General features: G+C 70.0%; 12 protein-coding genes and 1 pseudogene. 8 read left to right on the top strand and 5 right to left on the bottom strand.

The annotated features are described in order from the left end of the window. Positions 1 to 330 precede the first annotated feature (330 nt). The 6 genes from NE236_RS34860 (at position 331) to clpB (ending at position 7,910) form a co-directional block, all read left to right on the top strand. Positions 331 to 735 carry a hypothetical protein gene (locus tag NE236_RS34860; RefSeq protein ID WP_252846498.1) on the top strand — a complete coding sequence of 135 codons (405 nt, stop codon included), beginning with the start codon at positions 331 to 333 and terminating at the stop codon, positions 733 to 735. A 380-nt stretch (positions 736 to 1,115) separates the two neighbouring features. Continuing rightward, positions 1,116 to 2,969, top strand: a complete 1,854-nt coding sequence (gene dnaK, locus NE236_RS34855; RefSeq protein ID WP_252846497.1) for a molecular chaperone DnaK — start codon at positions 1,116 to 1,118, stop codon at positions 2,967 to 2,969. A gap of 49 nt (positions 2,970 to 3,018) precedes the next feature. Beyond that, complete coding sequence (gene grpE, locus NE236_RS34850) at positions 3,019 to 3,684, top strand: nucleotide exchange factor GrpE (RefSeq protein ID WP_252846496.1); 666 nt, start codon at positions 3,019 to 3,021, stop codon at positions 3,682 to 3,684. Positions 3,685 to 3,720: 36 nt separating this feature from the next. Further along, complete coding sequence (gene dnaJ, locus NE236_RS34845; protein WP_252846495.1) at positions 3,721 to 4,875, top strand: molecular chaperone DnaJ; 1,155 nt, start codon at positions 3,721 to 3,723, stop codon at positions 4,873 to 4,875. A 5-nt stretch (positions 4,876 to 4,880) separates the two neighbouring features. After that, on the top strand, positions 4,881 to 5,321 hold the full coding sequence (locus NE236_RS34840) for a heat shock protein transcriptional repressor HspR (RefSeq protein WP_252846494.1): 441 nt from the start codon (positions 4,881 to 4,883) through the stop codon (positions 5,319 to 5,321). Next, a complete protein-coding gene (gene clpB, locus NE236_RS34835) occupies positions 5,322 to 7,910 on the top strand; it encodes an ATP-dependent chaperone ClpB (protein ID WP_252846493.1) in 2,589 nt (862 codons plus the stop codon). A gap of 35 nt (positions 7,911 to 7,945) precedes the next feature. On the opposite strand, the gene NE236_RS34830 is transcribed toward clpB, so the two are convergent. Further along, positions 7,946 to 8,893 (bottom strand): helix-turn-helix transcriptional regulator, encoded by a 948-nt coding sequence (locus NE236_RS34830; protein ID WP_252846492.1) that lies wholly within the window; start codon positions 8,891 to 8,893, stop codon positions 7,946 to 7,948. 40 nt (positions 8,894 to 8,933) lie between these two features. Beyond that, positions 8,934 to 9,656, bottom strand: a complete 723-nt coding sequence (locus tag NE236_RS34825; RefSeq protein WP_252846491.1) for a hypothetical protein — start codon at positions 9,654 to 9,656, stop codon at positions 8,934 to 8,936. Positions 9,657 to 10,346: 690 nt separating this feature from the next. On the opposite strand from NE236_RS34825, the pseudogene NE236_RS34815 reads away from it, so the two are divergent. Beyond that, positions 10,347 to 10,844 (top strand): annotated as a pseudogene (locus tag NE236_RS34815) (hypothetical protein); the annotation flags it as partial. Positions 10,845 to 10,974: 130 nt separating this feature from the next. Here NE236_RS34815 and NE236_RS34810 read toward each other — a convergent pair. After that, positions 10,975 to 12,402 carry a ricin-type beta-trefoil lectin domain protein gene (locus NE236_RS34810; RefSeq protein ID WP_252846490.1) on the bottom strand — a complete coding sequence of 476 codons (1,428 nt, stop codon included), beginning with the start codon at positions 12,400 to 12,402 and terminating at the stop codon, positions 10,975 to 10,977. Positions 12,403 to 12,939: 537 nt separating this feature from the next. Between NE236_RS34810 and NE236_RS34805 the strand changes: the two genes are divergently transcribed. After that, positions 12,940 to 14,511, top strand: a complete 1,572-nt coding sequence (locus tag NE236_RS34805; protein WP_252846489.1) for an alkaline phosphatase D family protein — start codon at positions 12,940 to 12,942, stop codon at positions 14,509 to 14,511. 95 nt (positions 14,512 to 14,606) lie between these two features. On the opposite strand, the gene NE236_RS34800 is transcribed toward NE236_RS34805, so the two are convergent. Together NE236_RS34800 and NE236_RS34795 are read right to left on the bottom strand one after the other, a co-directional pair. Beyond that, complete coding sequence (locus NE236_RS34800) at positions 14,607 to 15,173, bottom strand: tetratricopeptide repeat protein (protein WP_252846488.1); 567 nt, start codon at positions 15,171 to 15,173, stop codon at positions 14,607 to 14,609. 115 nt (positions 15,174 to 15,288) lie between these two features. Further along, positions 15,289 to 16,455 (bottom strand): NYN domain-containing protein, encoded by a 1,167-nt coding sequence (locus NE236_RS34795; protein ID WP_252846487.1) that lies wholly within the window; start codon positions 16,453 to 16,455, stop codon positions 15,289 to 15,291. Positions 16,456 to 16,754: the final 299 nt, after the last annotated feature.

The following is a 16,754-nucleotide window of genomic DNA, read 5'->3' as shown; positions in this document are numbered from 1 at the left end:
ACACCGCTGCGGCCGCCCGTAAGAATCTTCACCCGAACGGGACCGCGTGCGGCGAGGACGGCTTCTCCCAGGTCCGTCCGGAGGTCCGCACCCGCCGGTGGCCGGCCATGAGGCGGAACTGGCGGGCGTGGTCCTCGCCGCCCGCCGCGAGGAGGGCCGGCCGCTCACCCGTGCGCTCATCCGAGATCAGCTCCTCTGGTCCGGCATCCCCTTGTGCTCTGTACGTATGAGTTTCCTCTCACGGGTCGGTGGTTTTCAGGCAGAGACGAAACTCGCCCGTCGCGCGCGGTCCCGTGTCACCATCGAAGCCGTCGACCTTGGGAGTGGCAGGTGGCAGGCGCCTCACCTCGTCGATGGGCCGTCGGCGTCGCGGCGGTCGCCGCGATCTCCGCGGCGGGCACGATCATCGTGGTGGAGAGCCGGGGACGGGATGGGACCCACGGCACGGCCTCACCACCGAGCGCGTCGCGGTCTCCCGCCACGCCGGCCGCTCCGCGCGGCCAGAGGGTGGACCACATGGTGGTCGCCGTCGGGTACGACCGGCCGATGGGCACCGTCACCGTCTTCGACCCGTGGCCGGAGCCAGGCGGCCTGCGCACGCTGCCGGTGGCGGCGCTCGCCAAGGCCCTTCAGATCGGCGGCATTCAGTTCATCTACCAGCGGAGCTGGGAGTGGGAGGCGACGACCACCCCCACGCCGAGCCCCCGCGTTTCGCCCGGCGGCAGTCCGCGATGACCGTGGCCGGGTCGCCTCGTCGATCGACGAGGCGCGTCTCGCGCCCGGCCCGGCTGACGACGTAGGCGTACACCCGAGATTGATACGTGTCGTACAACGCGGTGAACCGGCGCTCCCTGTCGGGGTCGGTCATGCGTCGCCTCCTTCGCGTGAGGTGCGCGGTCACCTGGGGAGTGACGAAGGCGGGCCGGTTCTTACGGAGATCGCACGATTTTCTCCCGGGACGGGAACACTGGGGGACCCCTCCCTCGTTGTACCAATCAGCAAAGTTGAGCGAGGCCGACTCAAGTCATTTGACAGAGCCGGAGCGGTTTGGCAACCTTGCGACCGCTGGACTCAGCTTCAGTGGCTAACAAGCTCACAGTCGGAGGAACCAACTCATGGCACGTGCGGTCGGTATCGACCTTGGAACGACCAACTCGGTCGTCGCCATCCTGGAGGGTGGCGAGCCCACCGTCATCGCCAACGCGGAGGGGTCGAGGACCACGCCGTCCGTCGTCGCCTTCGCCAAGAACGGCGAGGTCCTGGTCGGCGAGGTCGCCAAGCGTCAGGCGGTGACCAACGTCGATCGCACCATCCGGTCGGTCAAGCGCGAAATGGGCACCGACTGGAAGACCACGATCGACGGCAAGGACTTCACGCCGCAGCAGATCAGCGCGTTCGTGCTGCAGAAGCTCAAGCGCGACGCGGAGGCCTACCTCGGCGAGAAGATCACCGATGCGGTGATCACCGTCCCGGCCTACTTCTCGGACCACCAGCGGCAGGCCACCAAGGAGGCCGGGCAGATCGCGGGCCTCAACGTCCTGCGCATCATCAACGAGCCGACCGCCGCGGCGCTGGCCTACCACCTGGAGAAGGAGGGCGAGGCGACGATCCTCGTCTTCGACCTCGGTGGCGGCACCTTCGACGTCTCCCTGCTCGAGGTGGGCGACGGCGTCGTCGAGGTCAAGGCGACCAACGGCGACAACCACCTCGGTGGCGACGACTGGGACCAGAAGGTCGTCGACTGGCTGGTCACCCGGTTCAAGAACGCCCACGGCGTCGACCTGTCCAAGGACAAGATGGCGCTGCAGCGGCTCCGTGAGGCCGCCGAGAAGGCGAAGATCGAGCTGTCCAGCTCCTCGGAGACGAGCATCAACCTGCCCTACATCACGGCCTCGGCCGAGGGCCCGCTCCACCTGGACGAGAAGCTCACCCGCGCCGAGTTCCAGAAGATGACGTCCGACCTGCTCGACCGCTGCAAGAACCCGTTCCAGCAGGTCATCAAGGACGCCGGCATCAGCGTGAACGACATCCACCACGTCGTTCTCGTCGGCGGCTCGACCCGCATGCCCGCCGTCGCCGAGCTCGTCAAGGAGCTGACCGGCGGCAAGGAGGCCAACAAGGGCGTCAACCCGGACGAGGTCGTCGCGGTCGGCGCGTCCCTGCAGGCCGGCGTGCTCAAGGGCGAGGTCAAGGACGTCCTGCTGCTGGACGTCACGCCGCTGAGCCTGGGCATCGAGACCAAGGGCGGCATCTTCACCAAGATTATCGAGCGCAACACCACGATCCCGACCAAGCGGTCGGAGGTGTTCACCACCGCCGACGACAACCAGCCGTCCGTGGAGATCCAGGTCTACCAGGGCGAGCGGGAGATCGCGTCGTACAACAAGAAGCTCGGCACCTTCCAGCTGACCGGCCTGCCGCCGGCGCCGCGCGGTGTCCCGCAGATCGAGGTCACGTTCGACATCGACGCCAACGGCATCGTGAACGTCGGCGCCAAGGACCTCGGCACCGGCAAGGAACAGTCGATGACCATCACGGGCGGGTCGGCCCTGCCCAAGGACGACATCGACCGCATGATGCGCGAGGCCGACCAGTACGCTGAGGAGGACCGCCAGCGCCGCGAGGAGACCGAGACCCGCAACAACGCCGACACCCTCGCCTACTCCACGGAGAAGTTCCTCCGGGAGAACGACGAGAAGATCCCCACCGAGGTGAAGACCGAGGTGCAGGCGGCGCTGGACGAGGTCAAGAAGGCCCTCGAGGGTACGGACGTCGACGCGATCCGCACCAGCTCCGAGAAGCTGGCCCAGGTCAGCCAGAAGATGGGCGCCGCGATGTACGCCCAGACCCAGGGCGCCGAGGGCGAGGCCGCCGGTGCTCAGGCCCAGGGCGAGCAGGCGAAGGACGACGAGGTCGTCGACGCCGAGATCGTGGACGACGACAAGGACGCCAAGGGCGGTGCGGCGTGACCGGGGCCGTCCCCGCACACCGTGACGAGCCGGCACTCGAGGAGGAAGCGTGACGGAGCGTCGTGACGACGCCGAGGAGCGCCAGGGCCCGGTGATCCGCGACAAGCGGCGCATCGATCCCAAGACCGGTGAGGTGCGGGAGCCGGCCGAGCCGGCTCCCGCGTCCCCCACCGCGAAAGCGCCCTCCGGCGCGGACGAAGGAGAGGCCGCCAAGCTCAAGAAGGAGCTGGCCGAGCGCACGACCGACCTGCAGCGGCTTCAGGCGGAGTACTCCAACTACCGCAAGCGGGTCGACCGTGACCGTGCGGCCGTGCGTGAGCAGGCGCTCGCGTACGTGCTCGGCGAGCTGCTGCCGGTGCTCGACGACATCGGCCGCGCCCGGGAGCACGACGAGCTGACCGGGGGTTTCAAGCAGATCGCCGAGTCCCTGGAAGGCATCGTCGGCAAGCTCGGGCTGGAGTCGTTCGGCACGGCCGGCGAGCCGTTCGACCCGAACGTCCACGAGGCCCTGATGCACTCCTACTCCGACGAGGTCGAGGAGCCGACGGCCATTCAGATCCTGCAGTCTGGGTACCGCATCGGCGAGCGGACCCTCCGCCCCGCCCGGGTGGCCGTGGCCGAGCCGACCACGGACCTCGCTCCGGAGACGGAGAGCGCGGCCGACGAGGCGACGTCTGAGGCGGACCCCGACGGCGACGGCGCCGGCGAGGACTGAGACGAAGACCGACAGCGAAAGAGGTAAGGGACGCCGGTGAGCACCAAGGACTTTCTCGAGAAGGACTACTACAAGGTCCTCGGTGTTCCGAAGACCGCTACTCAGGACGAGATCAAGAAGTCCTACCGCAAGCTGGCGCGGAAGTACCACCCGGACGCCAACCGCGGCGACGCCGAGTCCGAGGAGAGATTCAAGGAGATCTCCGAGGCCTACGACGTGCTGTCCGACGAGAAGCGCCGCAAGGAGTACGACGAGGCCCGCAGCCTGTTCGGCGCCGCCCGGCCCGGCGGCGCGCAGGGCGGTTTCGGGTTCGACCTGGGTGACCTGTTCGGCGGCACCACGACCGGTGGTGCCGGCGGCACCGGCGAGCGCATCGGCGACCTCTTCGGCGGACTGTTCGGCGGCCGCCGGCAGCCCCCCCGGCGGCCCCGCCGGGGCACCGATGTCGAGACCGAGGTCACGCTGACCTTCAATGAGGCCTTGGACGGCAAGACGGTGCCGATCCGGCTGACCAGCGAAGCGGCCTGCCCCACCTGCCGGGGCACCGGCGCCAAGACCGGCACGGTGCCCCGGGTGTGCCCCCGCTGCGAGGGCACGGGGCAGGAGAGCCGCAACGCCGGCGGGTTCGCCTTCTCCGACCCCTGCCGCGAGTGCCACGGCCGTGGCCTGGTGGTCGACGACCCGTGCCTCACCTGCCACGGCAGCGGGCGGGCGCAGAGCACCCGCACCATCCAGGCGCGCATCCCCGCCGGGGTGGGCGACGGCCAGCGGATCCGGCTCAAGGCCAAGGGTGCGCCCGGTGAGAACGGCGGCCCCAGCGGCGACCTCTACGTCGCCGTGCACGTCACGGGGCACAAGGTGTTCGGTCGTTCCGGCGACAACCTGACCGTCACGGTCCCGGTGACCTACCCCGAGGCGACGCTCGGCGCCGAGATCAAGGCGCCGGTCCTCGGCGGCCAGCCGGTCACCCTGCGCATCCCGGCCGGCACGCCGAACGGGCAGACGTTCCGTGTCCGCGGCAAGGGCGCGGCCCGCCGTGACGGCACCAAGGGCGACCTGCTGGTGACCGTCGAGGTCCAGGTGCCGAAGAAGGTGGACGAGACCACCCGCGAGGCCCTGGAGAAGATCCGCGCGAGCAACAACGGTGACGACCTGCGCAGCGAGCTCCTGCGGATGGCGAGAGAGGAGTGATCGTCATGGAACCGTTCGGCGACGACAGTCCGGTCTACGTCATCTCGGTCGCGGCCCAGCTGTCCGGGCTGCACCCGCAGACGCTGCGCACGTACGACCGGCTGGGCCTCGTGTCCCCCGGTCGTACGGCCGGGCGAGGGCGCCGCTACTCCATGCGGGACATCGTGATGCTGCGGGAGATCCAGCGGTTGTCCCAGGAAGAGGGCGTCAACCTCGCCGGCATCAAGCACATCCTCGACCTTCAACGCGAGTCCGACGCACTGCACGGCGAGGTGGCACGCCTCCGCGTGGTGGTCGAGGAGCTGAGCACCGAGCTGGAGTCCACGCGCGCCGTGGCCGCCCGGCTCGCCAAACTGAAGAGTGGCCACGGTTCTGACACTGGAGCGGACCTCGTGCCGATCCGGCAGACCAGCGTGGTGCTGTGGCGATCGCGGGGGGAGGAATAAGTGGATTACAAGCTGACCCAGAAGAGCCAGGAGGCCGTCTCGGTCGCGGTCCGGAGGGCCGCGACGGAGGGTCACCCCCAGGTCGAGCCGGTGCACCTGCTGGTCGCGCTGCTCGGCCAGGCCGACGGCATCGCCGCGCCCCTGCTGGAGGCCGTCGGTGCCGACCCGCAGTCCATCCGGCGCCGCGGCGAGGAGCAGATCGCCGCGCTGCCGAAGGCCGCCGGGTCGACCGTCAACGCGCCGGACACCTCCCGGCTGCTGCTGAAGGTGCTGAACACCGCCGCCAACCGGGCCAAGCAGCTGGAGGACGAGTACGTCTCCACCGAACACCTGCTCGTCGGCCTCGCCACCGACGGCGGTCCCGTCGCCACCCTCCTGAAGGAGAACGGCGCGACCCCCGACGCCCTGCTGGAGGCGTTCGAGAAGGTCCGCGGCCACGCCCGCGTGACCAGCGAGAACCCCGAAGAGACCTATCAGGCGCTGGAGAAGTACGGCGTCGACCTGACCGAGCAGGCGCGTGACGGAAAGCTCGACCCGGTCATCGGCCGCGACACCGAGATCCGCCGCGTCGTGCAGGTGCTGTCGCGCCGTACGAAGAACAACCCGGTGCTCATCGGCGAACCCGGCGTCGGCAAGACGGCCGTCGTCGAGGGCCTGGCCCAGCGGATCGTCGCCGGCGACGTGCCGGAGACGCTGAAGAACAAGCGCCTGATCTCCCTCGACCTGAGCGCGATGGTCGCGGGCGCGAAGTTCCGCGGTGAGTTCGAGGAGCGGCTCAAGGCGGTCCTGAGCGAGATCAAGCAGAGCGACGGCCAGGTCGTCACGTTCATCGACGAGCTGCACACCGTCGTCGGGGCGGGCGCTGCCGAGGGCTCCATGGACGCGGGCAACATGCTCAAGCCCATGCTGGCCCGCGGCGAGCTGCGGATGATCGGCGCGACCACGCTCGACGAGTACCGCGAGCGGATCGAGAAGGACCCGGCGCTGGAGCGGCGCTTCCAGCAGGTCCTCGTCGGCGAGCCGACGGTCGAGGACACCATCGCGATCCTGCGCGGCCTCAAGGGCCGGTACGAAGCGCACCACCAGGTGCAGATCTCCGACGCCGCCCTCGTCGCCGCCGCCGCGCTGTCCGACCGGTACATCACGGCGCGGTTCCTGCCCGACAAGGCCATCGACCTGGTCGACGAGGCCGCCTCCCGGCTCCGCATGGAGATCGACTCGCGGCCCGTCGAGATCGACGAGCTGCAGCGCTCCGTCGACCGGCTCAAGATGGAGGAGCTGGCGCTGGAGAAGGAGTCCGACGAGGCGTCCAAGCGCCGCCTCGAGCGGCTGCGCGCCGAGCTCGCCGACAGGCAGGAGCAGCTGAACGCCCTCGTCGGCCGCTGGGAGCGGGAGAAGGCCGGGCTGAACAAGGTCGGCGAGCTGAAGAAGCGCATCGACGACCTGCGCGGCCAGGCCGAGCGTGCCCAGCGCGACGGCGACCTGGAGACCTCCGCCCGTCTCATGTACGGCGAGATCCCCGTGCTCGAGAAGCAGCTCGCCGAGGCGTCGGAGGCCGCCGAGGCCCGCGAGACCATGGTCAAGGAGGAGGTCGGCGCCGACGACGTGGCCGAGGTCGTGTCGTCGTGGACCGGCGTCCCCGTCGGCAGGCTCATGGAGGGTGAGACCTCCAAGCTGCTGCGCATGGAGGACGAGCTCGGCCGCCGTCTCATCGGTCAGGCCGACGCCGTGCGCGCCGTCTCCGACGCCGTACGCCGGGCGCGGGCGGGCGTCTCCGACCCCGACCGGCCGACCGGGTCGTTCCTGTTCCTCGGCCCGACGGGTGTCGGCAAGACGGAGCTGGCCAAGGCGCTCGCCGATTTCCTGTTCGACGACGAGCGGGCGATGGTCCGCATCGACATGAGCGAATACTCCGAGAAGCACTCGGTCGCACGGCTCGTCGGCGCGCCTCCCGGCTACGTCGGGTACGAGGAGGGCGGCCAGCTCACCGAGGCGGTCCGCCGCCGGCCATACTGCGTGGTCCTGCTGGACGAGGTCGAGAAGGCCCACCCGGAGGTCTTCGACGTCCTCCTGCAGGTGCTCGACGACGGCCGGCTGACCGACGGCCAGGGCCGTACGGTCGACTTCCGCAACACGATCCTGATCATGACGTCGAACCTCGGCTCGCAGTTCCTGGTCGACCCGGCCCTGGACAACGGTTCCAAGCGGGACGCCGTCTTGAACACCGTGCGGGCGAGCTTCAAGCCCGAGTTCCTCAACCGGCTCGACGACGTCATCATCTTCGACGCCCTGTCGACCGAGGAGCTCACGAAGATCGTCGACCTGCAGATCGACCGGCTGGCCCGCCGCCTCGCCGACCGGCGCCTGACGCTCACCGTCACCGAGGCCGCCCGGGAGTGGCTCGCCCTCACCGGCTACGACCCGGCGTACGGCGCCCGTCCGCTGCGCCGCCTCGTGCAGAGCGCGATCGGCGACCAGCTCGCCAAGGAGCTGCTGGGCGGCGAGATCAGCGATGGCGACGAGGTCATCGTCGACCTCGACCTCGCCTCCGACACGCTGACCGTCAAACCCGCCGTCACCGTCAGCTGACCGGTTGGCATGAGAGGGGCCCGCGCGACCGCTTGCTAACCGCCGGTGGCGCGGAGGGCGCGGGCGCCGAGCGACCGCAGGTACGCGATGAGTTCGGGCGGCTCGTGCACGGTGAACTCGCAGCCGAGCATCGTGAGCCGCTGGGCGAGCCATTCGACGGTGTCCGCGTGGGTGCGCAGGTGGCAGCTGTCCTCGTCGATGGGCTCGACCTCGCCGAGCCGAGCCGCCGGGACCTCGCCGGCCGGCGCGCACAGGGTGACCAGCGCCCGGTACGTCGGGACCAGCGAGTAGAGCTTGCGCGTGACGTAGGCGGCCGCGTCCTCGTCGGGCGGCCGGCGGGGTGTGTTCGGCACGCCGGTCGGGCGCGGTCGCCGGACGCGGTCCATCCGGAAGATCCGCCAGTCGTCCCGGCCGAGGTCGTAGGCGACGAGATACCAGCGGCGTCCGGCGGCGACCAGACGGTACGGCTCGACCAGGCGGTCATCCTCGCCGTCCGCGCCGCCGCGCCGGTAGGCGAAGCGCAGTCCCCGACGCCCCGCGGCGGCGACGGCGACGGTCGTGAGGTCGTCCGGGTCGATGCTCGGGCCGGCCTCACCCAGCAGCGCGACCGTTGCGGCGTTCAGCGCGCCCACCCTCTGTCGCAGCCGCGACGGAAGCACCTGCTCCAGCTTCGCCAGGGCACGCAGGGACGCCTCCTCGATACCGCCGACCGGATACCCGGCCGCGGTACGCAGGGCGACCGCGATGGCCACCGCCTCTTCGTCGTCGACGAGCAGCGGCGGCATGGCCGTACCCGCGACCAGGCGGTAGCCGCCCGCCGGGCCCATCGTGGCCTCGACCGGGTAGCCCAGGTCACGCAGCCGCTCGACGTCGCGGCGGACCGTACGGGGGCTGACGCCCAGGCGCTCGGCGAGCTCGCTGCCCGGCCACTCGCGTGGAGTCTGCAGCAGGGACAGCAGCGTCAGCAGACGAGCCGAGGTCACGGGCCCGGAGTCTAGGGGGTGTCCCCCCTAGGCCAGGAGATCAGAGGCGGTTCCATGCGTAGGTGGGCAGGGCGTGGCTGCTTGCGATCGGTTTCCACAAGGCGATCACCTGGCGCTTGGCGGGACCGGCCTTGTCGTTGGCGGCGATGGCGTTCTTGTACGCCGCCGTCAGCGGGGCGACCCTGCCGCCACAACGTCGTGCCCGCACCCCCTGCGCCCACGCCAGGTACGCCCGATCGGCCTTAAGGGAGCTCTGGTACGCGCCGATCATCGACTGGCGGAGCCGTGATCCGTCCGGCAGCCGGTCGACTTTGAGGCCTTTCGCCTGAGAGAGCTCCTGCTGCCGATCCCGGACGACCTGCTGGAAACCGGCGACGCCCGCGGCCACGTCATCGCACGTCCGCAGGCGGGACGGCAGATGCCCACGGGCCGTCTGCCCCGACTTGAGGACCTCGTCGACGGCGGCGGCCTGCCGCGCGGCGCCCCCGGCCTCCGGCTTCTGCTGCGGAGTGTGCGCCTTGTCCGCTGATCCCCGAGTCAGGGCAAAGACCAGGCCTCCGGCGAGCACGACCGCGACTGCGGTCCCTCCTGCCACCAGCAGCATCCGGTTCCGTCCCATGCCGCCACCCGGCGAGGACGGCGCCGTTCCCCCCGCGACCGGCGGAACGGCCTGGTCCCAGCCGCCCGGATATCCGGGCGATGACACCGGGCCCATCCCCGGAGGGCCGCCGTTCGGTGCGGCGGCGTCGTATCCGGGCGGCATCGGGCCCATCCCCGGAGGGCCGCCGTTCGGTGCGGCGGCATCGTGTCCGGGCGGCATCGCACCGGGATTCCAACCGACCGGGCGGTATTCGGGTGGCATCGGACCGGCCGACGAGGTGTCCAGGCGTTGCGTCGCATGACCGGGATCAGGCGTCCCTGCGCCGTCGGCTGCAGGATGCTCGGACCGTACATTCCCAGGAGTCTCCGCGCCCACGTCCCAGACCGGAATCGGCAGTGGCTCGGTTCGCGGGTTCGTCGACGAGTCGCCGGCGAAGGGTGGCGGTGAGCCGGAGTGCTCACCCGCCGACGGGAGCAGTGCACCGCACTGGGTGCAGGCGGACCAGCCTGGGGGTACATCGATCTCGCATGCCGGGCACTTCATGCATGATCCTTACGCTTTGGCCGTTTTCTCGCGGAAAGAACATTGTGCCGTTCAGTCGCGGTGAGTGGTCGCCCAGGGTCGAGAGGCTGCAGGCCCGGAGTCTAGGCCAGGATCCGACCTACATGGGGCATAGCGTCGACCACGTCGCCGATTCGAATCGGTCGCGGCGACGGTCACGCCGTACGACGTCGTACGGCATCCGAGACGTAGGGGACACGATGAGCGAAGAGATCCGGCCGTTCCACATCGACGTTCCGCAGGCCGAGCTGGACGACCTGCGCGACCGCCTGGCCCGTACCCGCTGGACCGCGCAGCTGCCGGGCGAGGGCTGGAGCCCGCGCCAAAGCCCTGGTGCCCGAGGAACTGGCGTTCGCCACCAAACCGCAGCTGGGCCGCCAAATCCTGGCAGACCTGCATACCGAAAGCCGGCTCCCGCCCTGGGTGAGCGGCGACGAGGTCTACGGAGCCGACCCGAACCTGCGCGCCTGGCTGGAGTCGGTGGGTGCCGGTTACGTCCTGGCCGTGGCCAAATCGACCCCGATCGCCTTCACCAAAGCCACCACGGCCAGGGCCGATACGGCGCTGAAGATGCTGATCGCCGCCGACTGGGTCATCGAATCGTGCGGGACCGGATCCAAAGGCGAACGCCGGTATGCCTGGGCGTGGATCGGCACCGCCGACCCACGCCGCCACCTGCTGATCCGCCGCAGCCTGGTCCCGAACGCCAAAGGCGTCCGTGAAGTGGCGACCCTCACCTCGTTGACCTTGGGACTATCGCCCTTCTTCGGCCCTTGCGGACGGCGATAATCCCAAAGTCAACGGAGACGTCTGCCTGTATACCGTGGCGCTAAAACGACCGCGCTGGTTCGGGCCCATGGGCCCGAACCAGCGCGGTCTCAGGGTGCGGGAGAAGAAGCATTCCTTGACGGGGCGTCGCTCAGCTCGGCAGCGTCCACTTCTGGTTGGCGCTGCCAGCGCAGTCCCAGATCTGCAGGCGTGTGCCGTTGGCCGAACTCGGGCCCGTGGCGTCGAGGCACCGTCCCGATCCGGCGTTCACCAGGGAACCGTTCGCGCCGGGCGTCCACTTCTCCGCGGCCAGACCGGTGCATTTGTACAGCTGCGCCTTTGAACCATTGCTCTTGGCGGCGTACGCGACATCGAGGCACTTGCCGAGCGCCTTGACGGTGCCGTCGGCGCCGATCGTCCACTTCTGTGCGGACGAGCCATTGCAGTCGTACAGCTGCACCGCCGCACCGTCCGCGCTGCTCGCTCCGGCCACGTCGACGCACTTGCCGCCATAGCCCTTGATCGTGTTGACAGGGGAGGGCGTTCCGTCGCCGCCGCCGGGGTTGCTTCCGCTTCCGCCGGTGATGCCGTTGAACGTCCGGGCGAACTGGTAAGAGCTCTGGGACGTACCACTGCAGGTGTCGGACAGGGTGCCGTTGCTGGCGCAGGCCTTGTCCCGGCCCAGTGACCAGAAGGCGAGTTCCTTGATGCCCTTGCTCGCGGCGAAGCTTTCCAGGGCCGTGGCGTTGGCCGTGCTGAAGACCTCGTTCTTGGCGTCGTTCACCCCGATCATCGGGGTGTTACCCTCCATCGCCCACAGCTGATCGGAGCTCTTCGTCGTCCAGATCTTCCCGAGCTGATCATGCAGAGCGGTGGCAGCCTTGATGGCGGCCTGCCCCATGTCCATCGACGGGCCGTAGTCCATCGTCATGATGTTCACGACGTCGACGTCCAGCCCTCGCTGCTTCGCGTTCTTGAGGAGGCTGAGCCCGTCGGACGGCAGGCCGGTGGGGTCGACCGGCAACGTGTAGTCGACGGCCAAGTGTTTACCGGCGGCCGCGTATTCCTTCTGCAGCGCGGCCAGGGCCTGGTTGCGGCGATCGTTCGCACCCGTGTCGTCGAGCGTCGAACCTTCGATGTCCAGGTCGATGCGGGTCAGGTTGAGCGTGTCGATGACCTTCTTGTACTGCGCCTGCAAGCCGGAGACCGAGCCACAGGCCTGACCCAGCTCGACGCCCGCGGCGCCTCCGAACGAGGCGAGGACGTCGCCGCCGGAGCTCCGCAGGCTGTTGATCGCGTTCAGCCACCCACTGTCACTGATGGAGGTGTCGCCATTCCAGGAGGCGCTGCAGCCGTTCTTGCTGATGACGAAGGCGAGCGAGTAGTACTTCAGTCCGGTGGCGGCCTTGGCGTTCGCCATCGCCGACGTCGAACCCCACGTCTCAACGTAGGGAGCGGCGAAATGGGCGGGGAAACCGGGCCCAGAGGTGGCCGCGGCGGCGGCCGGACTCGCGTTGAGCAGCAGGCCTGCGACCGGTATCGCGGCCGCGGCGAGGGCCTTCAGGCGGGGACGGGGCATCGTGCATGTCCTAATTTCGGGTCCGAGGCAATTCCTGGCACACCCTTTTGTGTGGCTTAACAGTTATAGCGACCCGAACTAAGCAAGATCCTTAGGTGATCCTTAAGAGAGGCATAACCGATGCTTTCGGGAGGTCCGCAGACGCCGGCAGCGGCCATCGGTGCACCTGAAATGCACTCATGCAGTCCCGGCTATTTGTACGGCCGTACCGGGCCGACCTGCTTGACCAGCGGTGCGCGCCGCATGGATCCCGAACCGGCCGACCAGGGTGACCATGTCCCCGGTGGCCAAGCTCGCGTGAGGGGCCGATCACAGTATGAACTCGGCGATGTCGACTTCGGCATGACCTGACGGTCGCGGTCCACGGCCGGCTCAGCGCGGCGCTGGAACGCTGGACAGAATGGCTTTCCCGACCGGAGCCTCCAACCCCCGGTGTCGCTGACCGTGGGTAGCCGACTCGGTCGGACCCCGCGCACATCACCATGGATTGCGACTTCGGTGGACAGGGTCTGCCTCGGCGCGGTAGTCCGTTAGATCATGACACGACTCATCCTCGGGCCGTTGCTGCGCCACGTCGGTGCCCGTACGGCGACGGTCTGGGTGGAGACCGATCAGCCGTGCGAGGTCCGCGTCCTGGACGCCGTAAGCCGGACGTTCACGGTCCACGGGCACCACTATGCGCTCGTGGACGTCGACGGCCTGGAGCCCGGCTCCGACACCCCGTACGACGTGCTACTCGACGGCGAGCGGGTCTGGCCGGAGCCCGGGGCGCCGCCCGGCCCCATCCGCACCCGTACGCCCGGCGGGGCGCGGCGGTTCGCCGTCGGGTCCTGCCGGGTCGCGCCGGCCTCGGAGGCCACGCACGGCGTCGACGCGCTGGCGGTGTGCGCGCGGCGGCTCCTGGCAGGCGACGATCCGCCCGATGAGCTGCTGCTGATCGGCGACCAGGTGTACGCCGACGAGACGACGCCGGAGGTACGGGAGTTCATCACGGCGCGGCGTGACATCGACGCGCCGCCGTACGCCGAGATCGCCGACTTCGAGGAGTACGCCCACCTCTACCGGCTGGCCTGGGGGACGGATCCGGCGGTGCGGTGGCTGCTGGCCACGGTGCCCAGCTCGATGGTCTTCGACGACCACGACATCCGCGACGACTGGAACACCTCCGAGGCGTGGCGGCGGGAGATGCGGGCCCATCCCTGGTGGGAGCGGCGGATCACCGCCGGGCTCGGCGCGTACTGGATCTACCAGCACCTCGGGAACCTGTCACCGGTGGAGCGCGCCGCCGACCCGGTCTACCAGGCGGTGCTCGCGGCGGTCGGGGACGCGGGGAAGGTCGTCGACGAGTTCGCCGAGCGGGCGGACCGGGAACCCGGCGGGTTCCGCTGGAGCTACGTACATGGACACGGGCGGACGCGGATCGTCGTCCTGGACAGCCGGTGCGGGCGCGTGCTGGAGGAGGGCCGGCGGGCGATGCTCGACGACGCGGAGCTCGCGTGGTTCGGCGAGCAGTGCCGCGCCGACGTCGACCATCTCATCGTCGCGACGTCCCTGCCGTTCCTGCTGCCCGGGGCGATCCACCACATGGAGGCGTGGAACGAGGCCGTCGCGGGCGGCGCGTGGGGACGGCGGGCGGCCGGGTTCGGGGAGCGGCTCCGGCAGACCCTCGATCTGGAGCACTGGGCGGCGTTCGACGCGTCGTTCCGGGCGGTGGCGGACATCCTGCTCGAGGTCGCGAACGGCCCGCGCCCGCCGGCGAGCATCACGCTGCTCTCCGGCGACGTCCACTACTCCTACCTGGCGCGAGTGCGCGGAACCCGTACGCCGATCTCCCAGGTCGTCTGCTCGCCGCTGCGCAATCCCCTGACGGGCCCGTTCAAGCGGGCCAACCAGGTGGCCTGCCGTGACGTCGGCGGCCTGCCCGCCCGGGCGGTGGCCCGGCTGGCAGGGGTACGCAGGCCGCCGCTGAGATGGCGGGTCACCGACGGGCCCTGGTTCGACAACGCGCTCGCGACCGTGCACGTCGATGGGCGGACGGCCTCGGTACGGTGGGAGGCCGCTGACGCCGAGGACCGGTTCCGCGAGCTCGGCCGCGCCCCGCTGTCCTGACCTCCGACGGCCGCCCCGCGCTCCTGCCTCCGACGGTCACGCCCCGGCTGCCTCGATCCACGACGGCCGCGCCGTGGTCTCCTGACCCAGCGGTGTCAGTAGAACTGCTGGTCCGGGGCCTCGTCGGTCTTCTTCAGCAGGTCGTCGAGGAGCGCGTCGTAGTCGTCCTCGGGGCGGCCGAGGTCGAGGCGGCAGCGATACCGGATCCGCAGCAGGCCCTCGAGGGCGTCCGGGTCGGACGACCGGGCGATATCGGCGCCCTCGGTGGACCAGTCGTGCGCGCCGACCAGGTCGCCCTGCTCGTGCAGCAACTCGGCGACCGCGCGGAAGATCTCGGGGTCCTTCGACGCGTCGGCCCGCACCTGGTCGATCAGTGCCCGCGCCTCGTCGGCGCGATCCAGCTCGAACAGGGCACCCGCGAGATAGATGCGCGGATCGCCGTAGGCCTCCCCGCCGTCGTCCAGCGCGCCGCTGTACGCCTCCGCCGCTCTCTCGTGGTCCCCCGCGTGCTGCCACTGTTCACCGGCACGCAGCAACAGGCTGGCGCGGGAAACACCGCCTGAGACCGTATCGGCCAACTGGACGAACCGTGTCGCCGCAGCGGCATGGTCACCGGTGCGGAGAGTCTCGAACTCGAGGTCATCGAGATCGTCTTCGGTCACATGCGTCACCTTCTAGACGCTACCCGGCGTACCTGCTGCGAATCTGGTCATTTGGGATGATCGCCCGACCAGAAGCCGACCGGAGCGGCCCGGCCCGGTAGAGACGTTACCGCGATCAGCTGCGCCGCGAGCGTTCCAGCGCGTCCCAGAAGCCGCGTCGCAGCGCGTGACGCACCTCGTCGTGCAGCAGGAAGTCGATCGGCAGCGACGAACCCTGCAGCAGCCGTGCCTCCAGGTCCGAGGGCATCCGCGGCTTGCGCGCCAGCACGGCCTCCAGCCACAGGGCGGGGGCGTCACGGGCGACCGACTCGCCGAAGTCCTGCCCCTCCTTGTGCGCCGCCTTCACGGCGTCGGCCAGCGTCGGCGTCGACTGATGGACCGGGGTCGGCGTGATCTGCTGCGGGCCGGTGTACGGGCCGACGGGCTGCTGAGGGTACTGCGGACCGGTCGCGTTCGCGGGCGGCGACGGGCTCGGCGGCGACACCGACGGCGTCGGGGCCGAGTGCGTGGGAACCGAGCGCAGCGGCGGAGTCGGTGTGACCGACTGACCGGCGCCGGAGTGGCGGCCGAGGCCGGACGAGGTGGTGTTCGTGGAGGGGCCGAGCTGCGGCGACGGCGACGGAGACGGGGTGATGGGCGTGCTGGGCGGCGCGGCGCCGTGCTGCGTCGACGGCCGCAGCGGGGCGAGCGCGGTGCTCGAACCGTTGGACTGGCCGTTGGACAGCGGTGAAGCCGAGGTGCCCGCGCCGGTCAGCAGGTTGACGTACGGCCGGAGGTGACCGGAGCCGATCTCGATGAGGTCGTCGCACTCCTGCCGGAGCACACGAGAGATCGTCCAGTTGCCGTCGACGGCCACGTGCACGACGGTGACGCGCACGCCGAGGTCCTGCGCGTCGGCGATCACCTGGGCGAGGTCCTCGTCGCCACTGACGATGACGGCGTCGGCGACCCCGCCGTTGCGGGCGAGCGTCATCAGGTCACGGTGGATCTCGGTGTCGACGCCCTCGCGGCGGCCCGGGCGGATCCGGGAGAGCCGCAGCTTGATGCCCGGCAGATCGGCCAGCCCGTCGTGCTCCGGTGTACGGCGACCCTCGACGGTCGCCTCGTACCAGTAGCAGCGCAGCAGCGGCAGACCGGTGCGCTCGCGAGCGAGGTTGCCGAGGAGCTGAAGGATGCCCCCGAAATCCCACGACACCGCTTCGCGACGGCGGGTTCCGTGCACCGCCATCGCGCCGTCCGCCAGCAGATAGCCGGCATCTACGAACAGCGCACAGCGATCCACGCGACACCGCCCCCTTTCTCGGCACGAGACCCTTATCAGTGACCCACGGGTGAGCTTTCGAGCCGGCGAGCGACCTCGGGAACCACAGCGTAGTGAAGTCCGCCGTCGGCGTGGGCCGATCCAGTGATTGGCTGCTCCTCGAGATTATGAGGCAAATGCCGCTTTCCGCACCCGGGTGACGTCACTCCTCCCGCGTGTCACCGTTGACTCCGTCGCTCGCCACTGTATGACGGGGAGCGCCGCGTCACCGCTGACTTGGGAAGACCGTCAAGGTCAGGTGCCCGATGGGCGACGGTACC

The sequence above is a fragment of the Actinoallomurus purpureus genome (genome assembly GCF_024055795.1).
In the GTDB taxonomy this organism is placed as follows: Bacteria; Actinomycetota; Actinomycetes; order Streptosporangiales; family Streptosporangiaceae; genus Actinoallomurus; species Actinoallomurus purpureus.
This window is presented reverse-complemented; position numbering and strand designations above follow the sequence as displayed.

Coding starts and splice junctions, on each gene's coding strand:
- NE236_RS34825 (WP_252846491.1), bottom strand. CDS start 9,656: ATGCCGCCCGGATACGACGCCGCCGCACCGAACGGCGGCCCTCCGGGG.
- NE236_RS34810 (WP_252846490.1), bottom strand. CDS start 12,402: ATGCCCCGTCCCCGCCTGAAGGCCCTCGCCGCGGCCGCGATACCGGTC.
- NE236_RS34805 (WP_252846489.1), top strand. CDS start 12,940: ATGACACGACTCATCCTCGGGCCGTTGCTGCGCCACGTCGGTGCCCGT.
- NE236_RS34840 (WP_252846494.1), top strand. CDS start 4,881: ATGGAACCGTTCGGCGACGACAGTCCGGTCTACGTCATCTCGGTCGCG.
- dnaK (WP_252846497.1), top strand. CDS start 1,116: ATGGCACGTGCGGTCGGTATCGACCTTGGAACGACCAACTCGGTCGTC.